We start from the raw sequence: 24,137 nt of genomic DNA, 5'->3' as shown, positions 1-24,137 counted from the left end.
GATCGATAACAAGCACAGCGCAAGCACTATGCGAGGCCTGAGGGGGATGCTGCAGCGGCTGCTGTTGATACTGATGCTCGGCGCGGCCCAGACCGCCTGGTCCCAGACCGTCACGCTCAATCTCAAGGACGCCGACATCAGCGCCCTGATCGGTACCGTGGCCGAGGTCACGGGGAAGAACTTCATTGTGGATCCCCGGGTCAAGGGTCAGGTCACGGTGATTTCCTCGCGGCCGATGGACACCCGCGAGGTCTATCAGGTGTTTCTCTCCATCCTCAAGGTGCACGGCTTCGCCGCCGTGCCCAGCGGCGAGGTGATCAAGATCGTCCCTGACGTGAATGCCAAGCAGGAGGGTATTCCCACCGTCAGCGACGAACGCCCCGGACAGGGTGATGAGATGGTCACCCGGGTGGTGCAGGTGCAGAACGTCACCGCCGCCCAGCTGGTGCCGATCCTGCGTCCGCTGGTGCCGCAGCAGGGTCACCTGGCGGCCTATCCCTCCACCAATGTCCTGATCATTTCCGACCGGGCCGACAACGTCGAGCGCATGGTCGATATCATCCGCCGCATCGACCGCGAAAGCGAAGGCGAGGTCGAGGTGGTGCGGCTGGAACACGCCTCGGCCGCCGAGGTGGTACGTATTCTCAATTCAATGCGCCAGGGCCAGCCCGGGCAGGCCCCGGACCAGGGCCGGGGCGGCAGCACGCTGGCCGCCGATGAGCGCACCAACAGCATCCTGCTCGGCGGCGAACGTGCCGAGCGCCTGCGTCTGCGCGCCATCATCGCGCACCTGGATACCCCGCTGGAGCGCGGCGGCAACACCCACGTGGTGTATCTGAAGTACGCCAAGGCCGAGGACCTGGTCGAGGTGCTGACCGGTGTGAGCACTCAGATCGAGGAGGAGCAGAAGGGCGGCGGCCAGCAGGCGGCGCAACGGGCCGGCACCAACATCCAGGCCGATCAGGCCTCCAACGCCCTGGTGATCACCGCGCCGCCGGACGTGTTCCGATCGCTGCAGGCAGTGATCCGGCAACTCGATATCCGCCGCGCCCAGGTGCTGGTCGAGGCGGTGATCGCCGAGATCAACGCCGACAAGGCCGCCGAACTTGGCGTGCAGTGGCGGGCCGCGCCGAACTCCAGCGAGGCCGGGGCCATCGGCGGTACCAACTTCGATATCACCACCCCCATCAACACGGTGGCGCAGAATCCGCTCGCCGCCGGCAACGGATTGAGCATCGGCTACTTCGAAGGTACCACCGATTTCCTCGGCACCGAGATCCTCAATCTGGGCGCCCTGATCAAGGCCCTGGGCAGCGACAGCGAGTCCAATATCCTGTCCACCCCGACCCTGGTCACGCTGGACAACGAGGAGGCCGAGATCGTGGTGGCGCAGAACGTGCCCTTCATCACCGGTCAGTTCACCAATACCGGCGCGACCTCGGGCGCCACGAATCCCTTCCAGACCATCGAGCGTCAGGATGTGGGCCTGACCCTGCGGGTCACGCCGCAGATCAACGAGGGCGACGCCATCAAGCTGGAGATCGAGCAGGAAAGCTCCAGCGTGGCCGAGACGGCCGTCTCCGGCGCCTCGGACATCGTCACCAACAAGCGTTCCATCAAGACCAGTGTCATGGTGGCCGACCGCCAGGTGGTGGTGTTGGGCGGTCTGATCAGCGACGAGTTGAGCGAGTCGGTGCAGAAGATCCCGCTGCTGGGCGACATCCCGCTGCTCGGCAATCTGTTCAAGGCCCAGTCGACCAAGAAGACCAAGCAGAACCTGATGGTGTTCCTGCGGCCGGTGATCCTGCGCGATGCCGCCACCGAGAATGCGGTCAGCGCCGGCAAGTACAATTTCATGCGCGCCAAACAGCTGGAGAAGCGCGAGCGCGGGGTGAATCTGATGCGCGGCGACGATACGCCGCTGCTGCCGGAGATGGGCGGGTCCTTCGCTCCCGGCGCCACGGCGCCTGTCCTGCCGCCGCCGGCGCCCGAGGCGGGCGAGTCCGGTGATTCCGGGGCCGACACCGGTACGGAATTCGAGCTCGAATAGCATGACGATGGAGGACCCGGCGCAGGTGATGCAGGAGGCGGCCGAATCGGCCGAGCCGGCACTGCCCGGCTTTGCCTTCGCCAAGCGGCACGGGATACTGGTCGAGCGGGTCGAGGCCGGCCGGGCGCGGGTCAAGTGCCGGCCCGATGCCCGGCCGGCGGCGCTGGCCGAGCTGCGTCGCCACCTGCAGCTGCCCCTCACCCTGGAGGAGGTTCCCGCCGAGCAGTTCGACGGCCTGCTGGCCGCCGCCTACGAGCAGGGCTCCAGCCGCACCATGCTGGCGATGGAGGATCTCGGCGACGAGTCCGACCTCAACAGCATCGCCGAGCAGCTGCCCGAGCCCGAGGATCTGCTGGAGAGCGAGGACGACGCGCCCATCATCCGGCTGATCAACGCCATCCTCACCGAGGCGGTGAAGGAAAACGCCTCCGACATCCACATCGAGACCTACGAGAACCGGCTGGTGGTGCGCTTCCGTGTCGACGGCGTGCTGCGCGAGGTGCTGCAGCCGCAGCGGGTGCTGGCACCGCTGATCGTCTCCCGCATCAAGGTCATGGCCAAGCTCGACATCGCCGAGAAGCGCCTGCCGCAGGACGGGCGCATCTCGCTGCGCATCGCCGGCCGGCCGGTGGACGTGCGCGTCTCCACCCTGCCGTCGGGGCACGGCGAGCGGGTGGTGATGCGCCTGCTGGACAAGCAGGCCGGGCGCCTGGACCTGAAGCACCTGGGCATGGATCCGGCCACCCGCGAGGTCATGGACCGCATCATCAAGCGCCCGCACGGCATCATCCTGGTCACCGGCCCCACCGGCTCGGGCAAGACCACCACCCTGTATGCCGTGCTGTCGGCCCTGAACGATCGCAGCCGCAACATCCTCACGGTGGAGGATCCGATCGAATACTACCTGGACGGCATCGGCCAGACCCAGGTCAGCACCAAGGTGGACATGAGCTTCGCCCGCGGCCTGCGCGCCATCCTGCGCCAGGATCCGGACGTGGTGATGGTGGGCGAGATCCGCGACCTGGAAACCGCCGAGATCGCCGTGCAGGCCAGCCTGACCGGCCACCTGGTGCTCTCCACCCTGCACACCAACAGCGCCGTCGGCGCCGTCACCCGCCTGCGCGACATGGGCGTGGAGCCGTTCCTGGTCGCCTCCAGCCTGGTCGGCGTACTGGCACAGCGGCTGGTGCGGGTGCTGTGTCACGAATGCAGGGTGCCCTATACCGCCAACGAGGCCGATTGCCGGGCGCTGGAGGTCGATGCCGCGCAGCCGCCGACCCTGTACCGGGCCACCGGCTGTGCCGCCTGCAACCAGCTCGGTTACCAGGGCCGCACCGGCATCTACGAGTTGCTCGAGGTCGACGAGCACATGGCGCAGATGGTCCATGACGGCGCCGGCGAGCACGAGATCGAGCGCTATGTGCGGGCCCGCGCGCCCAGCCTGCGCCAGGATGGCGCCCGCCTGGTGCTGGAAGGTCGGACCACGCTGGAAGAGGTGCTGCGGGTGACGCGTGAGGATTAGTGCCTGGACCCGGCATCGGAAATGTTGGCGATAACCCCCTGAGGATACCGTCATTCCCGCGCAGGCGGGAATCCAGTGACCGCAGTGGTGCCTGGATCCCGGCCGGAGCCTGTGCCGGCGCAGGCCGGTACCGGGATGACGTAACACGGGGGAGGTTCATGTAGATCTGTATCCTGACTCCTGAGTAATAATGCCCGCATTCGAATACACCGCACTGGATATCAAAGGCCGCGAACGCCGCGGCGTGCTGGAGGGCGATACCGCCCGCCAGGTGCGCCAGCAGCTGCGCGAGCGCCAGCTCACGCCCATGGCGGTGGAGCCGGTGGCGCAGGAGGAATCCAGTCGCGGCCGGCCGCGTGGCCTGGGGCTGCGCCGCGGGGCCAGCGCGACCGATCTGGCCCTGCTCACCCGCCAACTCGCCACCCTGGTGCGCTCCGGTACCCCGCTGGAGGAATCCCTGCGGGCGGTGGCCCAGCAGACGGAGAAGCCGCGGCTGGGCAACCTGCTGCTGGCCGTGCGCGCACGGGTCATGGAGGGCCACAGCCTGGCTGGCGGCCTGAGTGATTTTCCGCACGTCTTCCCCGAACTCTACCGTGCCACCGTGGCGGCCGGCGAACAGTCGGGTCATCTGGACCTGGTGCTGGAACGCCTGGCCGACTACACCGAGGCGCGTCAGCAGATGCGCTCGAAGATCCAGATGGCACTGTTCTATCCGGTGATGCTGACCGTCATGGCCCTGACCGTGGTCGGGCTGCTGCTGGTCTACGTGGTGCCGCAGGTGGTGCAGGTGTTCGACAACATCGGCCAGACGCTGCCGCTGCTGACGCGGATCCTGATCGCCATCAGCGACTTCTTCCAGCACTGGGGCTGGCTGGTGCTGATCCTGCTGGTGCTGGGCGTGATCGGCGGCGGCTGGCTGTTCCGCCAACCCGGGCCGCGGCGCCGGCTGCACCGGCTGTACCTGTCGCTGCCGCTGATCTCGCGCCTGGTCAAGGGCGTGAACACGGCACGCTTCGCGCGCACGCTCAGCATCCTGGTCAGCAGCGGCGTGCCGGTGCTGGAAGGGCTGCGCATCGCCGGCCAGGTCATCGTCAACGAGCCCATGCGCGAGGCGGTGGAAGAGGCCGCACGGCGGGTGCGCGAGGGCTCCAGCATCCAGGCCGCCATGCAGCGCAGCGGTTACTTCCCGCCCATGACCCTGCACCTGATCGCCAGCGGCGAGACCAGCGGCCAGCTCGAAGCCATGCTGGAACGCGCCGCCATCAGTCAGGAACGCGAGGTGGAAACCCTGATCGGGACCATCATGGCCCTGTTCGAGCCGCTGCTGATCGTGCTCATGGGCGTGCTGGTGCTGCTGATCGTGCTCGCCATCCTGCTGCCCATCTTCGACCTCAACCAGATGGTGCGTTGAAATGCGCAAATCCTTCACCACCAAGGACACGAAGAACACAAAAATACGATATACGTCATCCCGGCGCAGGCCGGGATCCAGATACCACCGCGGTTACTGGATTCCGGCCTGCGCCGGAATGACGATTCAAAGGGCCGGGTAGCTCAGTGAGCACCATTCATATCCCTTTGTGCTCTTCGTGTCCTTGGTGGTGAATCCTTTCCGAGTGAAGACATCCGTCCCATGCGCTGGCAACGCCTGACCCGCTCGCTGCGGCATTCCAATTACCGGATCTACTTCTTCGGCCAGCTGGTCTCGCTCAACGGGACCTGGATGCAGAACGTGGCCCAGGCCTGGCTGGTGTACCGGCTGACCGAGTCCAGCTTCATGCTCGGGCTGGTGAGCTTTCTCAGCCTGGCGCCGGTGCTGGTGTTCGGCCTGTTCGGCGGCGTGATCGCCGACCGACTGCCGCGGTTCCGGCTGTTTCTGGGCGCGCAGGTACTGGCCTGCCTGCAGGCGCTGACCCTGGGGCTGCTGACCGTGACCGGCCTGGTGACGGTGGAGTGGATCATGCTGCTGGCGCTGCTGCTGGGCCTGGTGCATGCAGTCGAGATCCCGGCCCGGCACACCCTGGTCGCCATGCTGGTGGCGAAGGAGGATCTGCACAATGCGGTCGCGCTCAATTCCAGCACCTTCAACTTCGCCCGCTTCCTCGGACCGATGCTGGCGGGCTGGCTGATCGCCCTGTGGGGCGAGGGCCCGGTGATCCTGCTCAATGCCCTGTCCTTCCTGGCCGTGATCCTGGCCATCCTGCGCATCCGCGTGCCGGTCACGCCCGAGAAGCTGGAGCGGCGTCAGGAAGGCATCTGGGACGGGTTGAGGTTCGCCTGGCAGCGGCCCGACCTGCGCTACGCCCTGATGATCGTCGGCGCGGTCAGCCTGTTCGCCAATCCCTACCTGGTGCTGATGCCGGTGTTCGCCCGCGAGGTCTATGGCGGCGGCTCCGACCTGCTCGGACTGCTGGTCGGCGTGGCCGGACTGGGCGCACTGGCCGGCGCCCTGCGGCTGGCCCAGCGGGAAAAGGGCGAGGGGCTGGAGCGACTGATTGCCGGTGCCGGCCTGCTGCTGGCCGCTGCCCTGATGCTGTTCGCCTACATGCCCTGGGTCGGCGGCGCGCTGGCGCTGGTGGTGGTGACCGGTTATGCCATTACCACACTGGTGGCGTCCACCAATACCTTCCTGCAGCTGTCGGCGCCGGACAATCTGCGCGGCCGGGTGATGTCGCTGTTCTCGGTGGTCTTCATCGGCATGTCACCGGTCGGCAACCTGCTCGCCGGCGCTCTGGCCGAGGGCCTGGGCGTGCAACTCACTGTGTTGCTGCTGGGGGCGGTATGCCTGGGGTTCGCCCTGTATTACCGCGGCTATCTGGGCCGCCGGCGCGAGGCGTGATGACGGGGGAAGACCGGACTCAGAGGGGCCGCTGGCGGACGCGCGCCGTGGAGCGGCGTTCCTGACCATCCGTGAAAAATATCGACTTGAAAATCAGGGGCTTTTGGCGGGCCTGTCCGGGCCCGTGGATCGATTCACTTTTATTTCAATGGGTTGAACCTGTTTTTGGTGCGTGCCCCAGTGCGTGTCAATTTGACGTCACTGGTATATACTCCCGGGAAAATCCCGGGTGCAGGGCGGCAACCGCCGTCTGTCCCTTCGAATAATTCAAAAAGTGGGAGTCGAATCATGTCCGGTTCAGGCCTGTTCTTTCCGTCATTCATCCAGGGCGCTGGTCGCCGCGCCGGTCTCCTGTCCACCGCGCTGCTATCCGCCCTGCTGTTGCTCCCCCTGACCGGCCAGGCTGCGGACAACTGTCCCATGCTGCCGGCGTCCGATCAGCTCGACAGCGACCAGGACGGCGTGGGGGATGCCTGCGACAACTGCCTGCTGGTGGCCAATCCCGATCAGATCGATACCGATGCCGATGGCTACGGCAATATGTGCGATCCCGATTTCAATAATGATGGGGCAATCAATTTTGCCGATCTGGCTTACATGAAGTCCAGATTTTTTACTGCCGATCCAGAGAGTGATCTGAATGGGGATGGGGCAGTCAACTTTGCCGATCTGGCTTTGCTGAAATCAATGTTCTTCCAGATGCCAGGTCCGACCGGCTGGACGCCGGCGCTGACCAACACTGCGCCCCTGGCCGCGGCGGGGCCCGACACCACGGCATACCCCGGCGAATATGTCGTGCTGGACGGACGCGGATCCTATGACGACGATGGCGACGTGCTGCATTACCACTGGACGCTGGCGGCAGCACCCTCGGGCAGCGCGGCCCAGTTGCTGGATGCCTGGAGCGATCAGGCCAGTCTGGTGCCGGACCTGCACGGCACCTACCGGATTGAACTCACCGTCTATGACGGTGCCGGTGCGAGTGCCTCCGACAGTATCGAGATCACCACGCTCAATGCCCGGCCGGTGGCCCATGCCGGCAGCGATTTCAGCGTCACGCCGGGCGACACGGTGACGCTGGACGCCTCGGCCTCCTACGACCCCGACAGCGATGCCCTGAGCTACCAGTGGAGCCTGATCAGCCGGCCCGACGGCAGCCTGGCCATGCTCAGCGATCCGGCCGCGGTGATGCCGCAGTTCGTCGCCGACGTGGCGGGGGATTACCGGTTCAGCCTGGTGGTCAACGACGGCCAGCTGGACAGCGATCCGGACAGCATCACGGTCAGCGCCCTGCAGCCGAGCGGCGATCTGTTCATGGACATGCTGCAGCCGATGGAGGCAGGGACCTGGCAGCGCCTGAACCTGAACCGCTTCGACGACGTCTGGACCCCGGAGGATCAGCGGGTACAGCCGGAGTACTGCAACGGTTCCACCATCCCCGGCAGCCCGCGTGCCATCCTGCGCGCCTGGAGCTCCATGGCCTGGGATCCGAACCGGGGGGATCTGATCTTCTGGGGCGGCGGCCATGCCAACTATGCCGGCAACGAGGTGTATCGCTTCCGCACTTCCACCATGCGCTGGGAGCGCGCCTCGCTGCCCAGCGACATCGTCTGCCAGCCGCTGGGTGTGGGTGGCAGTCACTACGAGGCCATCGACGGGGTGTTCAATGCCCCCATTTCCTCGCATACCTACGACAACTCGGATTACCTGCCGGTGGCCGACCGGTTCGTGACCTTCGGCGGTGCGGCCTATGGCAGCGGCAACTTCGTCAAGCTGGTGGATGACGAACTGGTCAAGACCGGCCCCTATTTCTGGGATCCCAGCCTGGCCGATGCGGATAAGGTGGGCGGCACCACCGGCTCGCAGGTCAAGCCGGAGGTGTATACCCAGGTCGAGGGCGGCCGGATGTGGGAGAACCGTGACAGCCTCATCACCGGTTCGACCAGTCAGCTCAGCATCGACCTGCTGCAGAAGACCTTCATCAACGGCACCTCCGATGTGGTGGTGCAGAACGGCATCGACGTGATCTATTTCAATACCGGCGCGGGGGTGTGGAAGTACAGTGTCCATGATCCGGACGATGCCGGTCAGGACGTGCTGGAGCTGGTGGGTACCCGCGGTGTGGGGGATATCTGGAGCCGTCAGGGTGCCGGTGCCTACGATCCGCTGCGCAACATCTATGTGCGCACGGCGGGCGAGGGCTTCTGGTTCTGGGATCTGAACCAGGCCGGGCCGGACAACCCGCCGGTGCAGTTCGAGCCGGTGTTCCTCGATGCGGGCTATCCGACCGGACGCCTGGAGCGTGACGACTTCGGCCTGGACTATGACCCGGTCCGCGACCGTTACCTGCTCTGGAACGGCTACGCCGATGTCTGGATCCTGATTCCGCCCAACCAGGCCAGCAGCGCCGGCTGGAGCATGATGAAGGCGCCCAACACCGCCGCCAGTCCCGAAGTGCCCACCGCCGGTCCCTTCCGCGGCATCCTGGGCAAGTGGGAGTACATCCCCGAGTACGACGTGTACCTGGGGGTGAACCACAACATCGACGAGGGCCGGATCTGGGTCTACAAGCCGCTGAACTGGGCGCCGAGCCGCTGAGCCGTGATATAACAACGGTAAGATGAAATATCTGTAGATACCGCCTCGGTCGTCGAACGGAATTCACCAGTGCCCGTCATCCCGGCGCATGCCGGGATGACGGGTGGCATGCAAAAACCGGATGACATCCGGACTCACTGGTGATGGCTTTTCCCATCAGCCTGCAGGTCAGGTCAGCGCAGCGTAACCCGACCTACATCACTGCTGCGGCCGGACCAGTTGCGCCGGATCCAGCAAGGCGTCCAGTTCCGCCTCCGACAGGTCGGTCATCTCCCTTGCCACGTCCTTCACTGCCCGGCCCTCGGCGTAGGCCCGCTTGGCGATCTCGGCGCCCTTCTCGTAGCCGATGCGTTCGTTCAGCGCGGTGACCAGCACCGGGTTGCGGTCCAGGGCGGCGCGGATGTGGTCGGCGTTCACCCTGAAATCCGCAACGGCCTTGTCCGCCAGTACGCGGGCGCTGTTGGCCAGCAGTTCGATGCTCTGCAGCAGGTTCAGGGCGATCACCGGCAGCATGGTGTTGAGCTGGAAGCTGCCCCACTGACCGCCGCAGGCGATGGTGGCATCGTTGCCCGTGATCTGGGCCGCAGCCATGATCACCGCCTCGCTGATCACCGGATTGACCTTGCCGGGCATGATGCTGCTGCCGGGCTGCAGCGCGGGCAGGCTGATCTCGCCCAGACCGGTGAGCGGGCCGCTGTTCATCCAGCGCAGGTCGTTGGCGATCTTGAGCAGGGCGCCGGCCGCGCCCCGCAGCTGGCCGCTCAGTTCGACCGCCGTATCCTGGCAGGACAGGGCCTCGAAGAAATCCTCCGCCGGACGGAAGGGGATGCCGGTCGCAGCAGCGAGTTGTTCACAGAAACGGGCGGCGAAATCGGGATGGGCGTTGATGCCGGTGCCCACGGCGGTTCCGCCCTGGGCCAGCCGCTCCAGCCGCGGCAGGGTGTCACCGATGCGCCGCCCGCTGCTCCGGATCTGTTGCGCCCAACCGCCCAGTTCCTGTGCGAAGCTGACCGGCATGGCATCCATCAGGTGGGTGCGACCGGTCTTGACGATGCCCTCCAGCGAGCGCGCCTTGTCCTCGATGGTGGTGGCCAGATGCTCCAGCGCCGGCAGCAGCCGCTGCTCAACCGCCAGTCGGGCGCTGACATGGATGGCGGTGGGAATGACGTCGTTGCTGCTCTGACCGCGGTTGACGTGATCGTTGGGATGGATGCGGTTGCCGGCGCGCTCGCTCGCAAGACGGGCGATGACCTCGTTGGCGTTCATATTGGTGCTGGTGCCGGAGCCGGTCTGAAACACGTCGATGGGGAACTGGTCGTCATGCGCGCCGGCGGCGACCGTGTCCGCAGCGGCGGCGATGGCGTCGGCGACGGCCGGTTCCAGCTGACCCAGTTCGGCATTGGCGCGGGCCGCACAGGCCTTGATGCGGCCGAGGGCATGGATGAAGTCCGGCGGCATCCGCAGCCCGCTGATGGGGAAGTTGTCCACCGCGCGCTGGGTCTGGGCGCCGTACAGGGCGTCGGCCGGGACGGCCACCTCGCCCATGCTGTCGCGTTCGGTGCGGAAGCCTGATTGATCTGTCATGGTGTCGGTCCGTGCGTTGGTGGAATCCGGATCGCCTTGTTCAACGCAGAGACGCGGAGGCGCAGAGATCGCAGAGTTAATGAGATAATGAACATTATAAGATCTTCTTTGCGTCCTCTGCGCCTTCGCGTCTCTGCGTTAACCATATTCCGCATCCGGGTCCAGTACATCGGTCGGCGCCGGCAGCCGCACCACGCCGGTGTCGATGCTGCCGTCCGGCTGCAGCCGCAGCCAGCGCCAGCCCGGGGGGGCCGGATCCAGGGCGAAGTCATCGCTGCCGGGCAGGAACTGGATGCAGGTGGAGGGCGAACCCAGCAGCCGCATGCCCTGCAACTCGGCGTCGTATTCCTGGTGGATATGGCCGCAGAGGATACCGCGGACCCGGCCGTGGCGCACGGCGCGGCGCAGCAGTTCGTCGCCGTTGTCGATGACCATGGTGTCCAGCCAGGCACTGCCGAGCGGGCGCGGGTGATGGTGGACGCAGATCAGCACGTGGCGGGCGTCGTGGCCGCGGATGCTGCGGTCCAGGGCGTCGAGCTCGGATTCGGCCAGGTGCCCCCCGGCGCTGCCCGGCAGGCTGGAGTCCAGGAACACCAGCAGCCAGGGGCCGACGCGCAGTGAACGGTTGCAGTGAAAGGTCTCGTCGTTGAGGTGCCGGCGCAGCTTCTCCACCTCGTCGTGGTTGCCCGGCAGGCAGAACACCGGCCGGCCCAGCCGTTGCAGGTGGCCGCGAAAACGGTCATAGGCCGCATCGGAGTCGTCATGCACCAGGTCGCCGGTGCTGAGCACGAATTCGAAGGGCGGGGCGGTGGCCAGTACCTGGTCGATGACCGCGCTCAGGCTGCGGTCGGTGCGCACCCCCTTCAGTCGGCCCCCGGGATCGGCATAGAGGTGGGTGTCGGTGATCTGCAGGAGATGAATGCTGTCCGTTTCCGTCATTTTTCGAAGTTAAAGATTAAAGAATCACCACAAAGGACACGAAGTTACACAATCATTGCATAATTTCCAGTGGCATGATCATTTCGTCATCCCCGCCTGAGCGGGGATGACGGGAAGGGGGGGTTGCCCTTCTACCTTCGTGTTCTTTGTGTCATTGGTGGTGAATCTTTTCTTCCTACAAGATCCGGCGCCCTCACAGGGCCTTGAAGAACACCTTGGAGTTGCGCTGGAAGTTGTAGAGATCGCGCCGCTTCATCGGCAGCTTGGCCACCTCGCCCTGCAGAAAACCGCGCTCCTGGAACCAGTGTGCGGTGCGGGTGGTGAGCACGAACAGCGTGATCAGCCCCAGCCCTTTGGCCTGGTGCTCGATGGATTCCAGCAGCTGGTCACCGCGGCCCTCCCTGCGGTAGTCCGGATGCACTGCCAGGCAGGCCAGTTCGCCCATGGCCTCGTCCGGGTAGGGGTAGAGGGCGGCGCATGCGATGATCATGCCGTCGCGCTCGACCACGATGAAGCGTTCGATCTCCATCTCCAGCCGCTCACGCGAGCGCCGCACCATGACGCCCTCGGCTTCCAGCGGCGCGATCAGTTCCAGGATGCCGCCGACGTCGTTGATGCTCGCAGGCCGCAGACCTTCATAGGTCTCGGCCGTGATCAAAGTGCCGACGCCGTCGCGGGTGAACAGCTCCTGCAGCAGGCCGCCCTCGATCCGCCGCGGGACCAGATGGGCGCGCCGCACGCCGCGTCTGCAGGCCTGCACGGCGCTGTCCAGATGCCGGCGCATGTCCTCGTCGAGCCGGCGCCGGGTCTCCAGCAGGCGGCCGGCGCCGGCGGGGGTGAGTTGACGCACCGGCTGCCGGCGGCTGTCGCGCAGGCCCTTGTCCTCGGTGATCAGGATCAGCTTGTCGGCCTGCAGTTCGATGGCCGCGGCGGTGGCGACCTCCTCGGCGTGCAGGTTGAACACCTCGCCGGTGGGCGAGTAGCCCAGCGGGGAGAGCAGCACCAGGTGCTGGTCGTCCAGGGCCTGGCGGATGGCGGCGCCGTCGATGCGCCGGATCTCGCCGGTGTGCTGGTAGTCGACCCCATCGCGCACGCCCAGCGGCCGGGCGGTGACATGGTTGCCGGAGGTGACCCGGATGCGGGCACCGGACATGGGCGTGTTGGCCACCCCCATGGACAGGCGGGCCTCGATCTCGACCCGCACGCTGCCCACGGCCTGCTTGACCGCGACCAGGGCCTGGTCGTCGGTGATGCGCAGGCCGTGGGCGTAGCGGAACTCGGTCCGGCTCGCCTTGAGATGGGCCTCGATCTGGGGGCGTGCGCCGTGGACCAGCACCAGCCGGATGCCCAGGCTGTAGAGCAGGGCCAGGTCGTGGATGAGGCCGGCGTCGGCCACCGCCTCGCCGCCGAAGCCGATGACGAAGGTGCGGCCGCGGTGACTGTGGATATAGGGGGCGGCGTGGCGGAAGGCCTGGGTGAAGGTGCATTCGTCTGGATTGTTATTCGACACGGCTTGCCCTTGCTGCACGGTGTGGCGGTATAAATATCTGATTGATCCGTGAAGTGTAAAGCTTTCAGCGCGCCGGGGCGAGGCAGCAGCTGATGATGAACTGCTCCAGCAGGTCCAGGGTCGGGGCAATCCGCTCCAGACCCAGGTACTCGTCCGGCTGATGGGCCTGGTCGATGTCGCCGGGGCCGAGGATGACGGTCTGGGTGCCGAGCTGGTTGAAATAGGGGCCTTCCGTGCCGAAGGCGACCGCTTCGGCCGGTGCGCCGGTCAGACGCTCGGCCAGCTGCACGATGGGCGCATCGGCCGGGGTTTCCATTGCCGGGGTGCCCTCGAACAGGGGGATGACATCAAGCTTCAGCGGGCTGTCGGCGAGCAGCCGTTCCAGACGGCTGCGCAGCTCGGTGCGCAGGTCATCCAGATTCATCCCGGGCAACGGGCGCAGGTCGATGTGCAGTTCGCATTCGCCGCAGATGCGGTTGGGATTGTCGCCGCCGTGGATGTGGCCCAGGTTCAGGGTGGGTACGGGGACCTTGAACAGCGGGTTGCGGTATTTCGCCTGCAGATCCTCGCGCCACCCCAGGATCTCGCCCAGTACCCGGTGCATGCCCTCCAGGGCGTTCACGCCCAGCGCCGGATCGCTGGAGTGGCCGGACCGGCCGCGCAGGCGAATGGCCTCCATCAGGATGCCCTTGTGGGTGCGGATCGGGCGCAGCCCGGTCGGTTCGCCGATGATGGCATGCCGTGCCCGCGGCCGGCCGCTTTCCACCAGGGTGCGGGCGCCGAGCATGGAGCTTTCCTCGTCGGCGGTGGCGATGATGTACAGGGGTTCCTTGAGCGTTCGGGTGTGCAGTTCACGCGCGGCCTCCACGGCCAGGCCGAGGAAGGACTTCATGTCCGAGGTGCCGAGGCCGTACAGGCGATTGTCGGCCTCGGTGAGCCGGAAGGGATCGTGGGTCCACAGTTCCGGGTCGCAGGGCACGGTGTCGGTATGGCCGGCCAGCACCAGGCCGCCCTCGCCCGCGCCCAGCCGGGCGATCAGGTTGGCTTTGTCGGCATGCCCGGGCAGGGACTGCACCTCGACCGCAAAGCCCAGGTCATCCAGCCAGCTGGCCAGCAGTTCCACCACCCGCCGGTTGCCCTGGTCGAAGTCCGGGTTCACGCTGCTGATCGAGGGCGTGCCGATCAGGGCGGTGAGCATGTCCATGAGGTCGGGCGGGGAGGTGTGCATGGCTCCGATTCTCCGCCGCTGCCGGGGTTGATTCAAGCGTCGAGAAACATTCAACGCAGGGGCGCAGAGACGCGGAGGCCGCAGAGTCAATTATGCTCCGAACGGCTTGTCGTCGGCGGTAACCCCTCCCAGATCAGAGGTGCTTATAATTTTATGAATTCCTTCGCGATCCCTGCGTCTCTGCGCCCCTGCGTTGAGGTTTTCACCGCCATCGCTCTACCGCCCGAAAAGAATTGCTGGCGGTTGCCGGGGAACAGGCGATAATCGGCAGGGTCTTCCGGATCGAGTGACATGATACGCCCCGCTACACTGCAGGACATCGACGCCCTGGTCGCCCTCGAGAATCGCTGTTTCGACAGCGACCGCCTGTCGCGGCGCCAGTTCCGTTATATGCTCACCCGGGCCAATGCCGCCACCCTGGTGACGACCGGGGATGCGGACCAGCTGCTGGGTTATGCGCTGGTGCTGTTCCATGCCGGTACCTCGCTGGCGCGGCTGTATTCCATTGCGGTGGATCCGGCGGCACGCGGCCGCGGCCTGGCGGAGACCCTGCTCACGGCGGCGGAGGTCGAGGCGACCGGTCGCGGCTGCGTGGACATGCGCCTGGAGGTGCGGCCTGACAATGCCGCCGCCATCGCCCTGTACGAGCGTCTCGGCTACCGCCGCTTCGGCACCTTCGATGACTACTACGAGGATCATATGGAAGCGCTGCGCTATGAAAAGCGTTTGATCCCCAGCCTGCGGCCGGACATGGTGCGGGTGCCCTACTACGAGCAGACGCTGGATTTCACCTGCGGCCCGGCGGCCCTGATGATGGCGATGAAGTCGCTGGATGACACCATCGAACTCAGTCGTCGTACCGAAATCCGTATCTGGCGCGAGTCCACCACCGTATTCATGACCTCGGGGCACGGGGGCTGTGGCCCGCAGGGCCTGGCGCTGTCGGCCTATCACCGTGGCTTCGATGTGGACCTGTATCTGTCCTCGGCCGCGGCCATGTTCCTGGATTCGGTGCGCAGCGAGGAGAAGCGCGAGGTGATCCGGCTGGTCAACGAAGACTTCCTGGATGAGATCGAAACCCTGCCGATCCGGCTGTACGAGGCGCCGCTGTCGGTGGCTGAACTGCAGGCCGGCTTCGAGGCCGGCGGCATCCCGCTGGTGCTGATCAGTTCCTACCGCATCTACCGGGAGAAGTTCCCGCACTGGGTGGTGGTGACCGGGTTCGACGAAAGCTTCATTTACGTACACGACCCCTACGTGGATTACGAAAAGGGCAAGACCCGCATGGACTGCATCAACATGCCGATCCTGAAATCCGATTTCGAGCGGATGGCACGTTACGGCAAGTCGGTGCAGCGGGCGGCGATCATGGTTAAGAGGCGTGAGGGGTGAGGAGTGAGGAGTGAGGAGTGAGGAGTGAGGCGTGAGGCGTGAGGCGTGAGGCGTGAGGAGAAAACCCGAGCAGTGGTTACCACCCCTTCGACGCCTCATCCCGGCGCAGGCCGGGATGACGGGTAAGTGGGGGTGATGGCTGTTGCCGTCCCGGTTTTCTCCTTACTCCTCACTCCTCATTTGATATAAAGAATCATCATGGCCAAACATCTCATCGTCGTTGACCAGCTGAAGGACTGGCATCCGGAATTGCCGGAGGCCGCGGTCATCGGTGTGGACGATTACCTGTCCGATCCGCGCTATCTGCAGATGCGTCAGGTGCAGGTGATCAACCTGTGCCGCAGCTACCGCTATCAGAGCGCGGGCTATTACTGTTCGCTGCTGGCCGAGGCGCGTGGGCACCGGGTGCTGCCCGCGGTGAATACCCTGCTGGATCTGAGCGCCCGTGCCATCTACAGCCTGCAGATGGAGGATCTGGAAGATGCAGTGGAGAAGACGCTGCGACGCCTGGAGCGCTCCGAGTCCGAAAGCTTTACCCTGGATATCTTCTTCGGCGAATGCATCCACCGCCAGCTGCGCAACCTGGCGCGTCAGCTGTTCGAGACCTTCCCCTGTCCGCTGCTGCAGGTGGCCTTTCAGTACCAGGGCGGCTGGCAGATCGCGGCCATCCGGCCGCTGGCCCTGAACCGGCTCGACCCGGAGCAGGTCGAGATGCTGGCCACGGCCTTCACCCGCTACCAGAGCCGGCGTTGGCGCTCGCCGCGGGTGCGCGCCGCCAGCCGCTACGACCTGGCCATCCTGCACAATCCGGATGACCCGCTGCCGCCCTCGGATGCGCGGGCGCTGAAGCAGTTCGTCAAGGCCGGCAAGAAGCTGGGGGTGGAAGTGGATCTGATCACCCGCAGGGACTATGCCCGGCTGGCCGAGTACGACGCCCTGTTCATCCGCGACACCACCCGGATCAATCACTATACCTTCCGCTTTGCCAAGAAGGCCGACAGCGAGGGCATGGTGGTGATTGACGATCCGGTCTCCATCATGCGCTGCACCAACAAGGTCTACCTGGCCGAACTGCTGCAGGCCAACCGCCTGCCGACGCCGCTGACCCGCATCCTGCATAAGCGCGACGAGAAGCGGGTGGCCCAGATCGTCGAGCACCAGTTCGATTACCCGGTGGTGTTGAAGGTGCCCGACGGTTCCTTTTCGCTGGGTGTGTTCAAGGCCGGGGATCGCGCCGAACTGCAGCAGATATGCGCCCGCATGTTCCGCGACTCGGAGTTGATCCTGGCCCAGGAATACCTTTATACCGAGTTCGATTGGCGGGTGGGCATCCTCAATCGCACGCCGGTGTTCGTGTGCCAGTATTTCATGTCGCGCCAGCACTGGCAGATCGTCAACCACGGTCCCGGCGGGCGTTTCTCCGAGGGCGGCTATAAGGCCTGGCCGGTGGGGGAGGCGCCCGCGGAGGTGGTCTCGGTGGCGCTGCAGGCGGCCAACCTGATCGGCGACGGCCTGTACGGGGTGGACGTGAAGCAGAACGAGGGCGGCGTCTATGTCATCGAGGTCAACGACAATCCCAATCTTGAGGCCGGAGTGGAGGATGCCTTTCTCAAGGACGAACTCTACAGCCTGATCCTGCGCGAGTTCGTGCGGCGGCTGGACAGCCGGAAGCAGGGGGGAGTGTAGGGTGGTCGAGTAGGATGGGTGGAGGCGCTTGCGCCGCAATCCATCGGTTATCCCGGTGATGGGTTGCGCTTCGCTTCACCCATCCTACTGCCTCAATCCCCGAACTGCTTCAGCATGCTCTCCATGGTGTGCACCATCTCCGCCAACTGGGTGGCGTCACAGGCGCTCTGGCGCGCGGCGTCCAGCGTCTGGCCGGCGCCGTCGCTGATGTTGGTGACGTTGCGATTGATCTCATCGGCCACTGCGCTCTGTTCCTCGGCGGCGGTGGCGATCTGGGTGGCCATGTCGGAGATGGTGGCGACGTTGTCGCTGATGGTGTTGAGCGATGCCACGGCCTGCTGGGCCTGTTCGACACTTTCATGCGCCGTGTTCTGACCCTGCTCCATCACCGCTGCGGCCGACTTGGCCTCGCCCTGCAGCCGCTCGATGATGGACTGGATCTCGCCGGTGGACTGCTGGGTGCGGGTGGCCAGCCCCCGCACCTCCTCGGCCACCACGGCGAAGCCGCGGCCGTGTTCTCCGGCCCGCGCGGCCTCGATGGCGGCGTTGAGCGCCAGCAGGTTGGTCTGCTCGGCAATGCCGCTGATGACGTCGATCACGGTGCCGATGTCATCGGTCTGGCTGCGCAGGGATTCCATGGTCTGCGCGGCCTGGCCGACCTCGCCGGTCAGACGCTCGATGGTGGCAGCGGTGGCGTTGACCACCTGTTTGCCGGTGGCGACCTCCTGCTGGGCGGTTTTCGCGGCCTCCGCTGTCACCGAGGTGTTCCGGGCCACCTCCTGCACCGTGGCGGCCATTTCGTTGACCGCCGAGGCCACCTGGTCGACCTCGGCCTGCTGGGCCTGGGCGCCGTTCAGGGTCTGGTCGGAGGCCGCGGCGGTGGAACTGGCGGTGTGGGAGAGGCCGCCGGCGGTGTCGCCGACCCGACCGAGGATGGTGTTGATCTTCGCCTGTTGGGTCTTGAGTGCGGTGGCGAGTTGGGCGACCTCGTCCAGATCGCCGCCGTAGACGTGGTTGGCCAGCGGATTGTCGCTGAAACTCCGCGACTCGGCGGCAACCCGGCGCAGACGCCGGGTCAGGCCGTGGGCCAGGGCAAAGCCCGCGCCCAGCCCGGCGGCCAGCATGATGCCGGTGGCAGCGCCGCCGGCGCCGGTCAGTCCGGCCAGACCCAGGGTGGTCAGCCCCTGCAGCGCGGCGATGCCGGCAAAGTTGCGCCCCCGGGCGCCGATGCGCCGCCAGGCCGGAAAGGGATTGCCGCCCCGGTTGAGTCGGGCGTAGAACTTCTCGGCCCGGTCCCGGTCATCGGCCTCCGGCAGGGTCCGCACCGACTGGTAGCCCACCACCCGGCCCTGGTCGTAGACCGGGGTGACGTAGGCGCTGACCCAGTAGAAGTCCCCGTTCTTGCGGCGGTTCTTGACCAGGCCCAGCCAGGGGGTGTTGGATTTCAGGTGCGACCACAGGTTCTCGAAGGCCGCCGACGGCATGTCCGGATGACGGACGAGATTGTGGGGCTCGCCCAGGGCCTCCTGTTCGGAGAATCCGGAGACCTCGACGAAGGTGGCGTTCACATGGGTGATGCGGCTGTCCAGGTCGGTGGTGGAGACGATCCGGGCGTCGGGAGCAAAGCTGATTTCCGTGCCGGTTACGGGCAGGTTTTTGCGCATGGGTGCCTTCCAGTCAAGTGTTGCCAAGGTGCCGCCGGCGCCCGCAATGGATCGGGAGGAGGACGGCCGGCGGCATGTGTCTGGGGTCGTGTTTCGTATCAGGCAAGCTTCGTGCCTGTATTCGATGGAGGTAGCGTTCAGTGCGGATAAAAATTGAATTTCCTGTAACATATAGATTATATGCATCTGAAAGCGCGGCAGGTGTGCGCGACCTGCCGGTTTCGTACAATAGTCGCTTTCAGCCCACACGGACCCGGAGACCCCGATGACCAGCACCAGGCTCAACCGCTACAGTTCCCGCATCACCCAGCCCAAGTCCCAGGGCGCCTCCCAGGCCATGCTCTACGGCACCGGCCTGAGCGAGGCCGATATGGACAAGGCCCAGATCGGGATCGGCAGTGTCTGGTGGGAGGGCAACACCTGCAACATGCACCTCAATGACCTGGCGGCGCAGGTCAAGGAGGGCGTGATCGGCGCGGAGATGGTCGGCATGCGCTTCAACACCATCGGGGTGTCCGACGGCATCTCCATGGGCACCGAGGGCATGAGCTATTCGCTGCAGTCGCGCGACATCATCGCCGACTCCATCGAGACCGTGGTCAGCGCCCAGTGGTACGACGGCCTGATCGTGCTGCCCGGCTGCGACAAGAACATGCCCGGCGCCCTGATCGCCATGGGCCGACTCAACCGGCCCTCCATCATGGTATACGGCGGCACCATCAAGCCCGGCCACAGCCACGGCGAGACCCTGGACATCGTCTCCGCCTTCCAGAGCTATGGCGCCTTCCTGGCGCACAAGATCGAGGAGGAAGAACGCCGGGACATCGTCCAGCACGCCTGCCCCGGCCCCGGCGCCTGCGGCGGCATGTACACCGCCAACACCATGGCCTCGGCCATCGAGGCCATGGGCATGTCGCTGCCCTACAGCTCCAGTACCCCGGCGGTGGACCCCGGCAAGATCGAGGAATGCCGGCGCGCCGGCGCGGCCATGCGGGTGCTGCTGGAGCGTGACATCAAGCCGCGCGACATCATGACCCGGGCCGCCTTCGAGAACGCCATGGTCATGCTGATGGCCCTGGGCGGCTCCACCAATGCCGTGCTGCACCTGCTGGCCATGGCCCGCGCGGTGGACGTGGACCTGACCATCGACGACTTCCAGAAGGTCTCCGACCGCATCCCCTTCATCGCCGACCTCAAGCCCTCGGGCCAGTATGTGATGGAGGACCTGCACAACGCCGGCGGCATCCCGGCGGTGATGAAATACCTGCTGGCCAACGACCTGATCGACGGCAGTTGCCTGACTGTGACCGGCAAGACCATTGCCGAGAACCTGGCCGGGCTGCCCGACCTGGAACCGGGGCAGCAGGTGGTGCACAGTCTGGACAACCCGATCAAGGAATCCGGCCACATCCGCATCCTCAAGGGCAACCTGGCCCCGGGCGGCTCGGTGGCCAAGATCACCGGCAAGGAGGGGCTGCACTTCTCCGGACCGGCCCGGGTCTATGACTGCGAGGAGGACATGCTCAAGGGGCTGGAGAACAACGAGATCGACAAGGGTGACGTGGTGGTGATCCGCTACGAGGGCCCCAAGGGCGGCCCCGGCATGCCGGAAATGCTGACCCCGACCTCGGCCATCATGGGCGCGGGCCTGGGCAAGGACGTGGCCCTGCTCACCGACGGCCGCTTCTCCGGCGGCTCGCACGGCTTCATCATCGGCCACATCGTGCCCGAGGCGCAGGAGGGCGGCCCGCTGGGTCTGATCCGTGATGGCGACGTGGTCACCATCGACGCCGAGACCAATACCCTGAGCGTGGATGTCAGCGACGCGGAGATGGACCAGCGTCGCGCCGAGTGGGCCATGCCGCCTTACAAGGCCACCCGCGGCACCCTGTACAAGTACATCAAGGTGGTCAAGGATGCTTCACACGGCTGTGTGACGGACGAGTAGATAAAAATATTCAACGCAGAGACGCGAAGGCGCGCAGAGGCCGCAGAGTTGTTGCTGCTAACCCCGCCATTGCCGTGTCGCTTCGCGACCGGCGACGGCTGAAATTCCGTTTATAGCTTTGCGTTGAGAACTTGAATTACAGGGAGTAGGTCGGGTTAGCCCGGCAGGGCGTAACCCGACAAGGGGCAGGGATGGCTTTGTCGGGTTACGCGGTGCTAACCCGACCTACGCGACTTGAATTACAGGACGTAGGGTGGGCTTTGCGTTCTCTGCGTTGAGCACTTGAATCACAACGTATCCCAGCTGGAGCGCTTCTTCACCCGGATCCGCGGCAGGATCAGGCCGAGTATGATGCCGACGATGATCACGCCGGCGCCGACCATGAACCAGTCGCGCTTGGTGCGGTCGCTCAGGGCCTCGTTCTCCTGCGCCAGCCGCTGCTGCTCGCGTTCCATCTGCAGCATCCGGTTCTTGAGTTCCTTGTTCTCCTCGGCGATGGCCAGGCTGCTGGAGGCGGTGCGGCGGATCTCCATCAGTTCCTGCTTGAGTCGGCTGTTCTCCTCCAGCAGGGCGCTGAGTTTGCCTTCCAGGCTGCCCTTCTCGCTCTTGAGGTTGCTCAGGTTCTCCAGCCGCTCGCGCTCGGCGGCCTGCAGTTCGGCCAGTTTCTTCTCGGCCCGGGCCAGGCGGTCGCGGGCCGAAGGGATGTCCATCAGCAGCCGGCTCAGTACCCAGCCTTCGACACCGCTGGGGGCGCGTACCCGGCTGTAGCCGGCGTCGGCGTTCACCTCCAGCACCTCCAGCGGTGTACCGCTGTCCAGCATGCGGATAATGCGGTGCTGGGTGCTGGTGCCGCTGCGCAGGGGTATCTCCAGCTGGTCGCTGACGTAGCGGGTCTCGGCCAGGGCGGGGGTGGCGAGCAGGCCGATCAGCAATGTCCATACGAAGGCTTTCACGTTGGCTCCCTTGAATCCGGTGTTGGTCCGGGCAGATTGTAGGCGATGCAGGGGATGCGGGAACCTGAACCCTTTCACGGCCCGGCGTTTGCGGTAGGATATCAGGACTGCATTGAAAATTCTCCGCCGGTGGAGGGGCAATTGCGACTGCAACCAAACAGAGAATGGCTGGACGACGTCCGCCGGGTGGAATCCCCCAACCAGGACGCACGTCCCGACCCGGAGGACATTTCGCTGCTGGTCATCCACGGTATCAGCCTGCCGCCGGGCGATTTCGGCGGGCCCTGGATCGAGCGGCTGTTCTGCAACCGACTGGACCCCGATGTCCATCCCTATTTCCGCGAGATCGCCCACCTGCGGGTCTCGGCCCATCTGCTGCTGCGCCGTGACGGCGAGTTGATCCAGTTCGTGCCCTTCACCCGTCGGGCCTGGCATGCCGGCAGCAGCTGTTTCAGCGGGCGCGAGGCCTGCAACGACTATTCCATCGGCATCGAGCTGGAAGGCACTGACGAACAGCCCTACACCACGACGCAATATACGCGTCTGGCCGAGGTGATCGCCGTCCTGCAGGCGGCCTGGCCGGCCATCACCCCGGGGCGTATCGTCGGTCACTGCAATGTGGCGCCGGGGCGCAAGACCGACCCCGGCCCGGCCTTCGACTGGTCGCACCTGGCCGGCCTGCTCGCCCCCGCCGGCGGCCTGGCCCAGGGAGATACGTCATGAAATTTCTCATTATCCTGCTGGCACTGGGGCTTGAGCGTCTGTGGCCACAGCTGCCGCAGTGGCGGCCCGTGGAGCGTTTCCATGCCTACACGGACGCCTTCCGCAGTCGCTTCACCCAACCCTGGCTGCTGGGCCGGGGCGGACTGGTGGCGCTGCTTGCGCCCTGGTTGCTGGGCACCTGGCTGCTGCTGGAACTGCTGGAACCCCTGGACTGGCTGATCGGCCTGGCGGTGCTGCTGCTGTGTCTGGGGCCGCGGGATCTGCTGGGCGACCTGCGGCGGCTGGGCGCGGACCTGGGCATCGGCGGCGCCGGACCGGAGTCGCTGGCAGCGTTCGGCCTGACCGGTACGCCGACGGGCGAGACCCTGGCCGGCGCCCTGATCCGGGAAGCCCTGGTGCGGCTGTTCGGGGTGGTGTTCTGGTTTGCCCTGCTGGGCCCGGTCGGGGCGCTGCTCTATCGTCTCACTCAGCTGCTGGCGGCACGCGAGGATGGCGAGGAGGACGACTTCGGTCTGGCGGTGTGGCAGCTGCAGGCCCTGCTCGACTGGCTGCCGGCGCGGCTGCTCGCCGCCACCGGGGCGCTGATCGGCAACTTCGATGCCACCCTGGCCGCCTGGCGTGAATGCGATCCGGCCGATCCCTTCGACGATTCGCGGGAATTCGCCGCCGAGGTGGCGCTGGAGAGCATGGAACTGGAGTCCGGTACCGGGCCGGCTACGGCGCTGGAAAGCGCCCGCGGCTATCTGGTCCGCGCCGGCGTGGCCTGGCTGGCGCTGCTGGCGCTGTTGACCCTGGCGGACTGGTTGGCGTGAGTGCAGGCGCTGAACCCGGCGCACGCTTTGATCTGCTGCGCCACGGCGAGCCGGTGGGCGGCAGGCGTTACCGCGGTCAGCGCGACGACCCCCTGAGCGAGACCGGCTGGCTGCAGATGTGGGCCGCGGTCGGCGCGGCGCCGCCCTGGATCCGCATCATCAGTTCGCCGCTGGCACGCTGTGCGGCCTTTGCCGAGGCCCTGGCCGAACGGTTCGCGCTGCCGCTCGACTATGAGGATCGTTTCAAGGAGATCGGCTTCGGCAGCTGGGAAGGTCGCACAACCGCCGAACTCGAGCAGGAGGTCCCGGCCGAACTGGCGCGCTTTCGCGCCGACCCGGTGGGCGGCCGGCCGCCGGGTGCGGAGCCGCTGGCGGAGTTCATTGCCCGCGTCGATGCGGGCTGGGGCGATTGCGTCGAGCGCTGTCGCGGTGAGTCGGTGCTGATCGTCGCCCATGCCGGCACCATCCGCGCCCTGATCGGTCGGGTGCTGGCGCTGCCGCCCGCGGCCCTGCAGCGCATCAAGGTGCCCTATGCCGGGATGGCCCGGATCGAGCTCGATAGCGCGCGCGGGGCCTCGCTGGCGCTGCCTGTGGGGCAGGGCAGGAGCGGGTAGGATGGGGGAAGCGCAGCGCAGCCCATCATTGAGCCTCTCTGCGATGGGTTGCGGCGCCCGGCGCCTCCACCCATC

The 24,137-nt window shown here is 66.1% G+C and carries 18 protein-coding genes; 11 read left to right on the top strand and 7 right to left on the bottom strand.

Annotation, left to right across the window (positions count from 1 at the left end):
* The first annotated feature begins 28 nt into the window (after positions 1 to 28).
* The 5 genes from gspD to COW1_RS09380 all read left to right on the top strand — a co-directional run bounded on the left by gspD (position 29) and on the right by COW1_RS09380 (position 9,009).
* Positions 29 to 2,050, top strand: coding sequence for a type II secretion system secretin GspD (gspD, locus tag COW1_RS09400; protein ID WP_201343999.1), 2,022 nt, complete (start codon positions 29 to 31; stop codon positions 2,048 to 2,050).
* A 1-nt stretch (position 2,051) separates the two neighbouring features.
* Positions 2,052 to 3,572, top strand: a complete 1,521-nt coding sequence (gene gspE / locus COW1_RS09395) for a type II secretion system ATPase GspE (protein ID WP_370590860.1) — start codon at positions 2,052 to 2,054, stop codon at positions 3,570 to 3,572.
* A gap of 190 nt (positions 3,573 to 3,762) precedes the next feature.
* Positions 3,763 to 4,983: a type II secretion system inner membrane protein GspF gene (gspF, locus tag COW1_RS09390; RefSeq protein ID WP_096364982.1), complete on the top strand. Its 1,221-nt coding sequence runs from the start codon at positions 3,763 to 3,765 to the stop codon at positions 4,981 to 4,983.
* A 222-nt stretch (positions 4,984 to 5,205) separates the two neighbouring features.
* The gene (locus tag COW1_RS09385; protein WP_096364984.1) at positions 5,206 to 6,411 is read left to right on the top strand and encodes an MFS transporter; all 1,206 of its coding nucleotides are present in this window, start codon (positions 5,206 to 5,208) and stop codon (positions 6,409 to 6,411) included.
* Between the two features lie 288 nt (positions 6,412 to 6,699).
* Positions 6,700 to 9,009, top strand: a complete 2,310-nt coding sequence (locus COW1_RS09380) for a PKD domain-containing protein (RefSeq protein WP_201343998.1) — start codon at positions 6,700 to 6,702, stop codon at positions 9,007 to 9,009.
* 198 nt (positions 9,010 to 9,207) lie between these two features.
* Here the strand turns inward: COW1_RS09380 and COW1_RS09375 are convergent, their stop codons facing one another.
* The 5 genes from COW1_RS09375 to COW1_RS09355 all read right to left on the bottom strand — a co-directional run bounded on the left by COW1_RS09375 (position 9,208) and on the right by COW1_RS09355 (position 14,563).
* Positions 9,208 to 10,593 carry an aspartate ammonia-lyase gene (locus COW1_RS09375; RefSeq protein ID WP_201343997.1) on the bottom strand — a complete coding sequence of 462 codons (1,386 nt, stop codon included), beginning with the start codon at positions 10,591 to 10,593 and terminating at the stop codon, positions 9,208 to 9,210.
* A 138-nt stretch (positions 10,594 to 10,731) separates the two neighbouring features.
* The gene (gene cpdA, locus COW1_RS09370; protein WP_201343996.1) at positions 10,732 to 11,532 is read right to left on the bottom strand and encodes a 3',5'-cyclic-AMP phosphodiesterase; all 801 of its coding nucleotides are present in this window, start codon (positions 11,530 to 11,532) and stop codon (positions 10,732 to 10,734) included.
* Between the two features lie 193 nt (positions 11,533 to 11,725).
* Positions 11,726 to 13,042 carry an amino-acid N-acetyltransferase gene (gene argA, locus COW1_RS09365; protein ID WP_201343995.1) on the bottom strand — a complete coding sequence of 439 codons (1,317 nt, stop codon included), beginning with the start codon at positions 13,040 to 13,042 and terminating at the stop codon, positions 11,726 to 11,728.
* A gap of 64 nt (positions 13,043 to 13,106) precedes the next feature.
* Positions 13,107 to 14,270 carry an acetylornithine deacetylase gene (gene argE / locus COW1_RS09360; protein WP_201343994.1) on the bottom strand — a complete coding sequence of 388 codons (1,164 nt, stop codon included), beginning with the start codon at positions 14,268 to 14,270 and terminating at the stop codon, positions 13,107 to 13,109.
* A gap of 143 nt (positions 14,271 to 14,413) precedes the next feature.
* Positions 14,414 to 14,563 carry a hypothetical protein gene (locus COW1_RS09355; protein ID WP_201343993.1) on the bottom strand — a complete coding sequence of 50 codons (150 nt, stop codon included), beginning with the start codon at positions 14,561 to 14,563 and terminating at the stop codon, positions 14,414 to 14,416.
* On the opposite strand from COW1_RS09355, the gene COW1_RS09350 reads away from it, so the two are divergent.
* Together COW1_RS09350 and COW1_RS09345 are read left to right on the top strand one after the other, a co-directional pair.
* Complete coding sequence (locus COW1_RS09350; RefSeq protein ID WP_201343992.1) at positions 14,562 to 15,662, top strand: GNAT family N-acetyltransferase/peptidase C39 family protein; 1,101 nt, start codon at positions 14,562 to 14,564, stop codon at positions 15,660 to 15,662. The two genes, COW1_RS09355 and COW1_RS09350, sit on opposite strands and share 2 nt — an antisense overlap.
* A gap of 198 nt (positions 15,663 to 15,860) precedes the next feature.
* Positions 15,861 to 17,348, top strand: coding sequence for a RimK family protein (locus COW1_RS09345; RefSeq protein WP_201343991.1), 1,488 nt, complete (start codon positions 15,861 to 15,863; stop codon positions 17,346 to 17,348).
* A 92-nt stretch (positions 17,349 to 17,440) separates the two neighbouring features.
* Here COW1_RS09345 and COW1_RS09340 read toward each other — a convergent pair whose 3' ends face one another.
* On the bottom strand, positions 17,441 to 19,012 hold the full coding sequence (locus tag COW1_RS09340; protein WP_096365000.1) for a PAS domain-containing methyl-accepting chemotaxis protein: 1,572 nt from the start codon (positions 19,010 to 19,012) through the stop codon (positions 17,441 to 17,443).
* A 265-nt stretch (positions 19,013 to 19,277) separates the two neighbouring features.
* Here COW1_RS09340 and ilvD point away from each other — a divergent pair, with 265 nt between their 5' ends.
* Entirely contained in the window at positions 19,278 to 20,960 is a 1,683-nt protein-coding gene (ilvD, locus tag COW1_RS09335; protein ID WP_201343990.1) for a dihydroxy-acid dehydratase, read from the top strand.
* 287 nt (positions 20,961 to 21,247) lie between these two features.
* Here the strand turns inward: ilvD and COW1_RS09330 are convergent, their stop codons facing one another.
* The gene (locus COW1_RS09330) at positions 21,248 to 21,913 is read right to left on the bottom strand and encodes a TIGR04211 family SH3 domain-containing protein (RefSeq protein ID WP_157745340.1); all 666 of its coding nucleotides are present in this window, start codon (positions 21,911 to 21,913) and stop codon (positions 21,248 to 21,250) included.
* Between the two features lie 147 nt (positions 21,914 to 22,060).
* On the opposite strand from COW1_RS09330, the gene ampD reads away from it, so the two are divergent.
* From ampD to COW1_RS09320, 3 genes are read left to right on the top strand one after another with little or no spacing between them, the layout of a single operon-like run.
* Complete coding sequence (ampD, locus tag COW1_RS09325) at positions 22,061 to 22,636, top strand: 1,6-anhydro-N-acetylmuramyl-L-alanine amidase AmpD (RefSeq protein ID WP_096367482.1); 576 nt, start codon at positions 22,061 to 22,063, stop codon at positions 22,634 to 22,636.
* Entirely contained in the window at positions 22,633 to 23,448 is an 816-nt protein-coding gene (ampE, locus tag COW1_RS17040; RefSeq protein ID WP_242466412.1) for a regulatory signaling modulator protein AmpE, read from the top strand. The genes ampD and ampE overlap by 4 nt, the downstream gene beginning before the upstream one ends.
* The gene (locus COW1_RS09320) at positions 23,445 to 24,062 is read left to right on the top strand and encodes a histidine phosphatase family protein (protein WP_231971559.1); all 618 of its coding nucleotides are present in this window, start codon (positions 23,445 to 23,447) and stop codon (positions 24,060 to 24,062) included. Before ampE ends, COW1_RS09320 begins: the two co-directional genes overlap by 4 nt.
* The last annotated feature ends 75 nt before the right edge of the window (positions 24,063 to 24,137 follow it).

Source organism: Thiohalobacter sp. COW1 (genome assembly GCF_016629505.1).
Taxonomy (GTDB): Bacteria; Pseudomonadota; Gammaproteobacteria; order Thiohalobacterales; family Thiohalobacteraceae; genus Thiohalobacter; species Thiohalobacter thiocyanaticus_A.
The sequence above is the reverse complement of the archived record's forward strand: the minus strand, read 5'-3'. Positions and strand labels throughout refer to the sequence as shown.

Excerpts from the sequence above, each read along its gene's own strand:
- cpdA (WP_201343996.1), bottom strand. The coding sequence starts at position 11,532 with ATGACGGAAACGGACAGCATTCATCTCCTGCAGATCACCGACACCCAC.
- COW1_RS09385 (WP_096364984.1), top strand. The coding sequence starts at position 5,206 with ATGCGCTGGCAACGCCTGACCCGCTCGCTGCGGCATTCCAATTACCGG.
- gspF (WP_096364982.1), top strand. The coding sequence starts at position 3,763 with ATGCCCGCATTCGAATACACCGCACTGGATATCAAAGGCCGCGAACGC.
- ilvD (WP_201343990.1), top strand. The coding sequence starts at position 19,278 with ATGACCAGCACCAGGCTCAACCGCTACAGTTCCCGCATCACCCAGCCC.
- gspE (WP_370590860.1), top strand. The coding sequence starts at position 2,052 with ATGACGATGGAGGACCCGGCGCAGGTGATGCAGGAGGCGGCCGAATCG.
- argE (WP_201343994.1), bottom strand. The coding sequence starts at position 14,270 with ATGCACACCTCCCCGCCCGACCTCATGGACATGCTCACCGCCCTGATC.
- COW1_RS09375 (WP_201343997.1), bottom strand. The coding sequence starts at position 10,593 with ATGACAGATCAATCAGGCTTCCGCACCGAACGCGACAGCATGGGCGAG.
- COW1_RS09355 (WP_201343993.1), bottom strand. The coding sequence starts at position 14,563 with ATGTCACTCGATCCGGAAGACCCTGCCGATTATCGCCTGTTCCCCGGC.
- COW1_RS09350 (WP_201343992.1), top strand. The coding sequence starts at position 14,562 with ATGATACGCCCCGCTACACTGCAGGACATCGACGCCCTGGTCGCCCTC.
- COW1_RS09340 (WP_096365000.1), bottom strand. The coding sequence starts at position 19,012 with ATGCGCAAAAACCTGCCCGTAACCGGCACGGAAATCAGCTTTGCTCCC.
- gspD (WP_201343999.1), top strand. The coding sequence starts at position 29 with ATGCGAGGCCTGAGGGGGATGCTGCAGCGGCTGCTGTTGATACTGATG.
- COW1_RS09380 (WP_201343998.1), top strand. The coding sequence starts at position 6,700 with ATGTCCGGTTCAGGCCTGTTCTTTCCGTCATTCATCCAGGGCGCTGGT.
- COW1_RS09345 (WP_201343991.1), top strand. The coding sequence starts at position 15,861 with ATGGCCAAACATCTCATCGTCGTTGACCAGCTGAAGGACTGGCATCCG.
- ampE (WP_242466412.1), top strand. The coding sequence starts at position 22,633 with ATGAAATTTCTCATTATCCTGCTGGCACTGGGGCTTGAGCGTCTGTGG.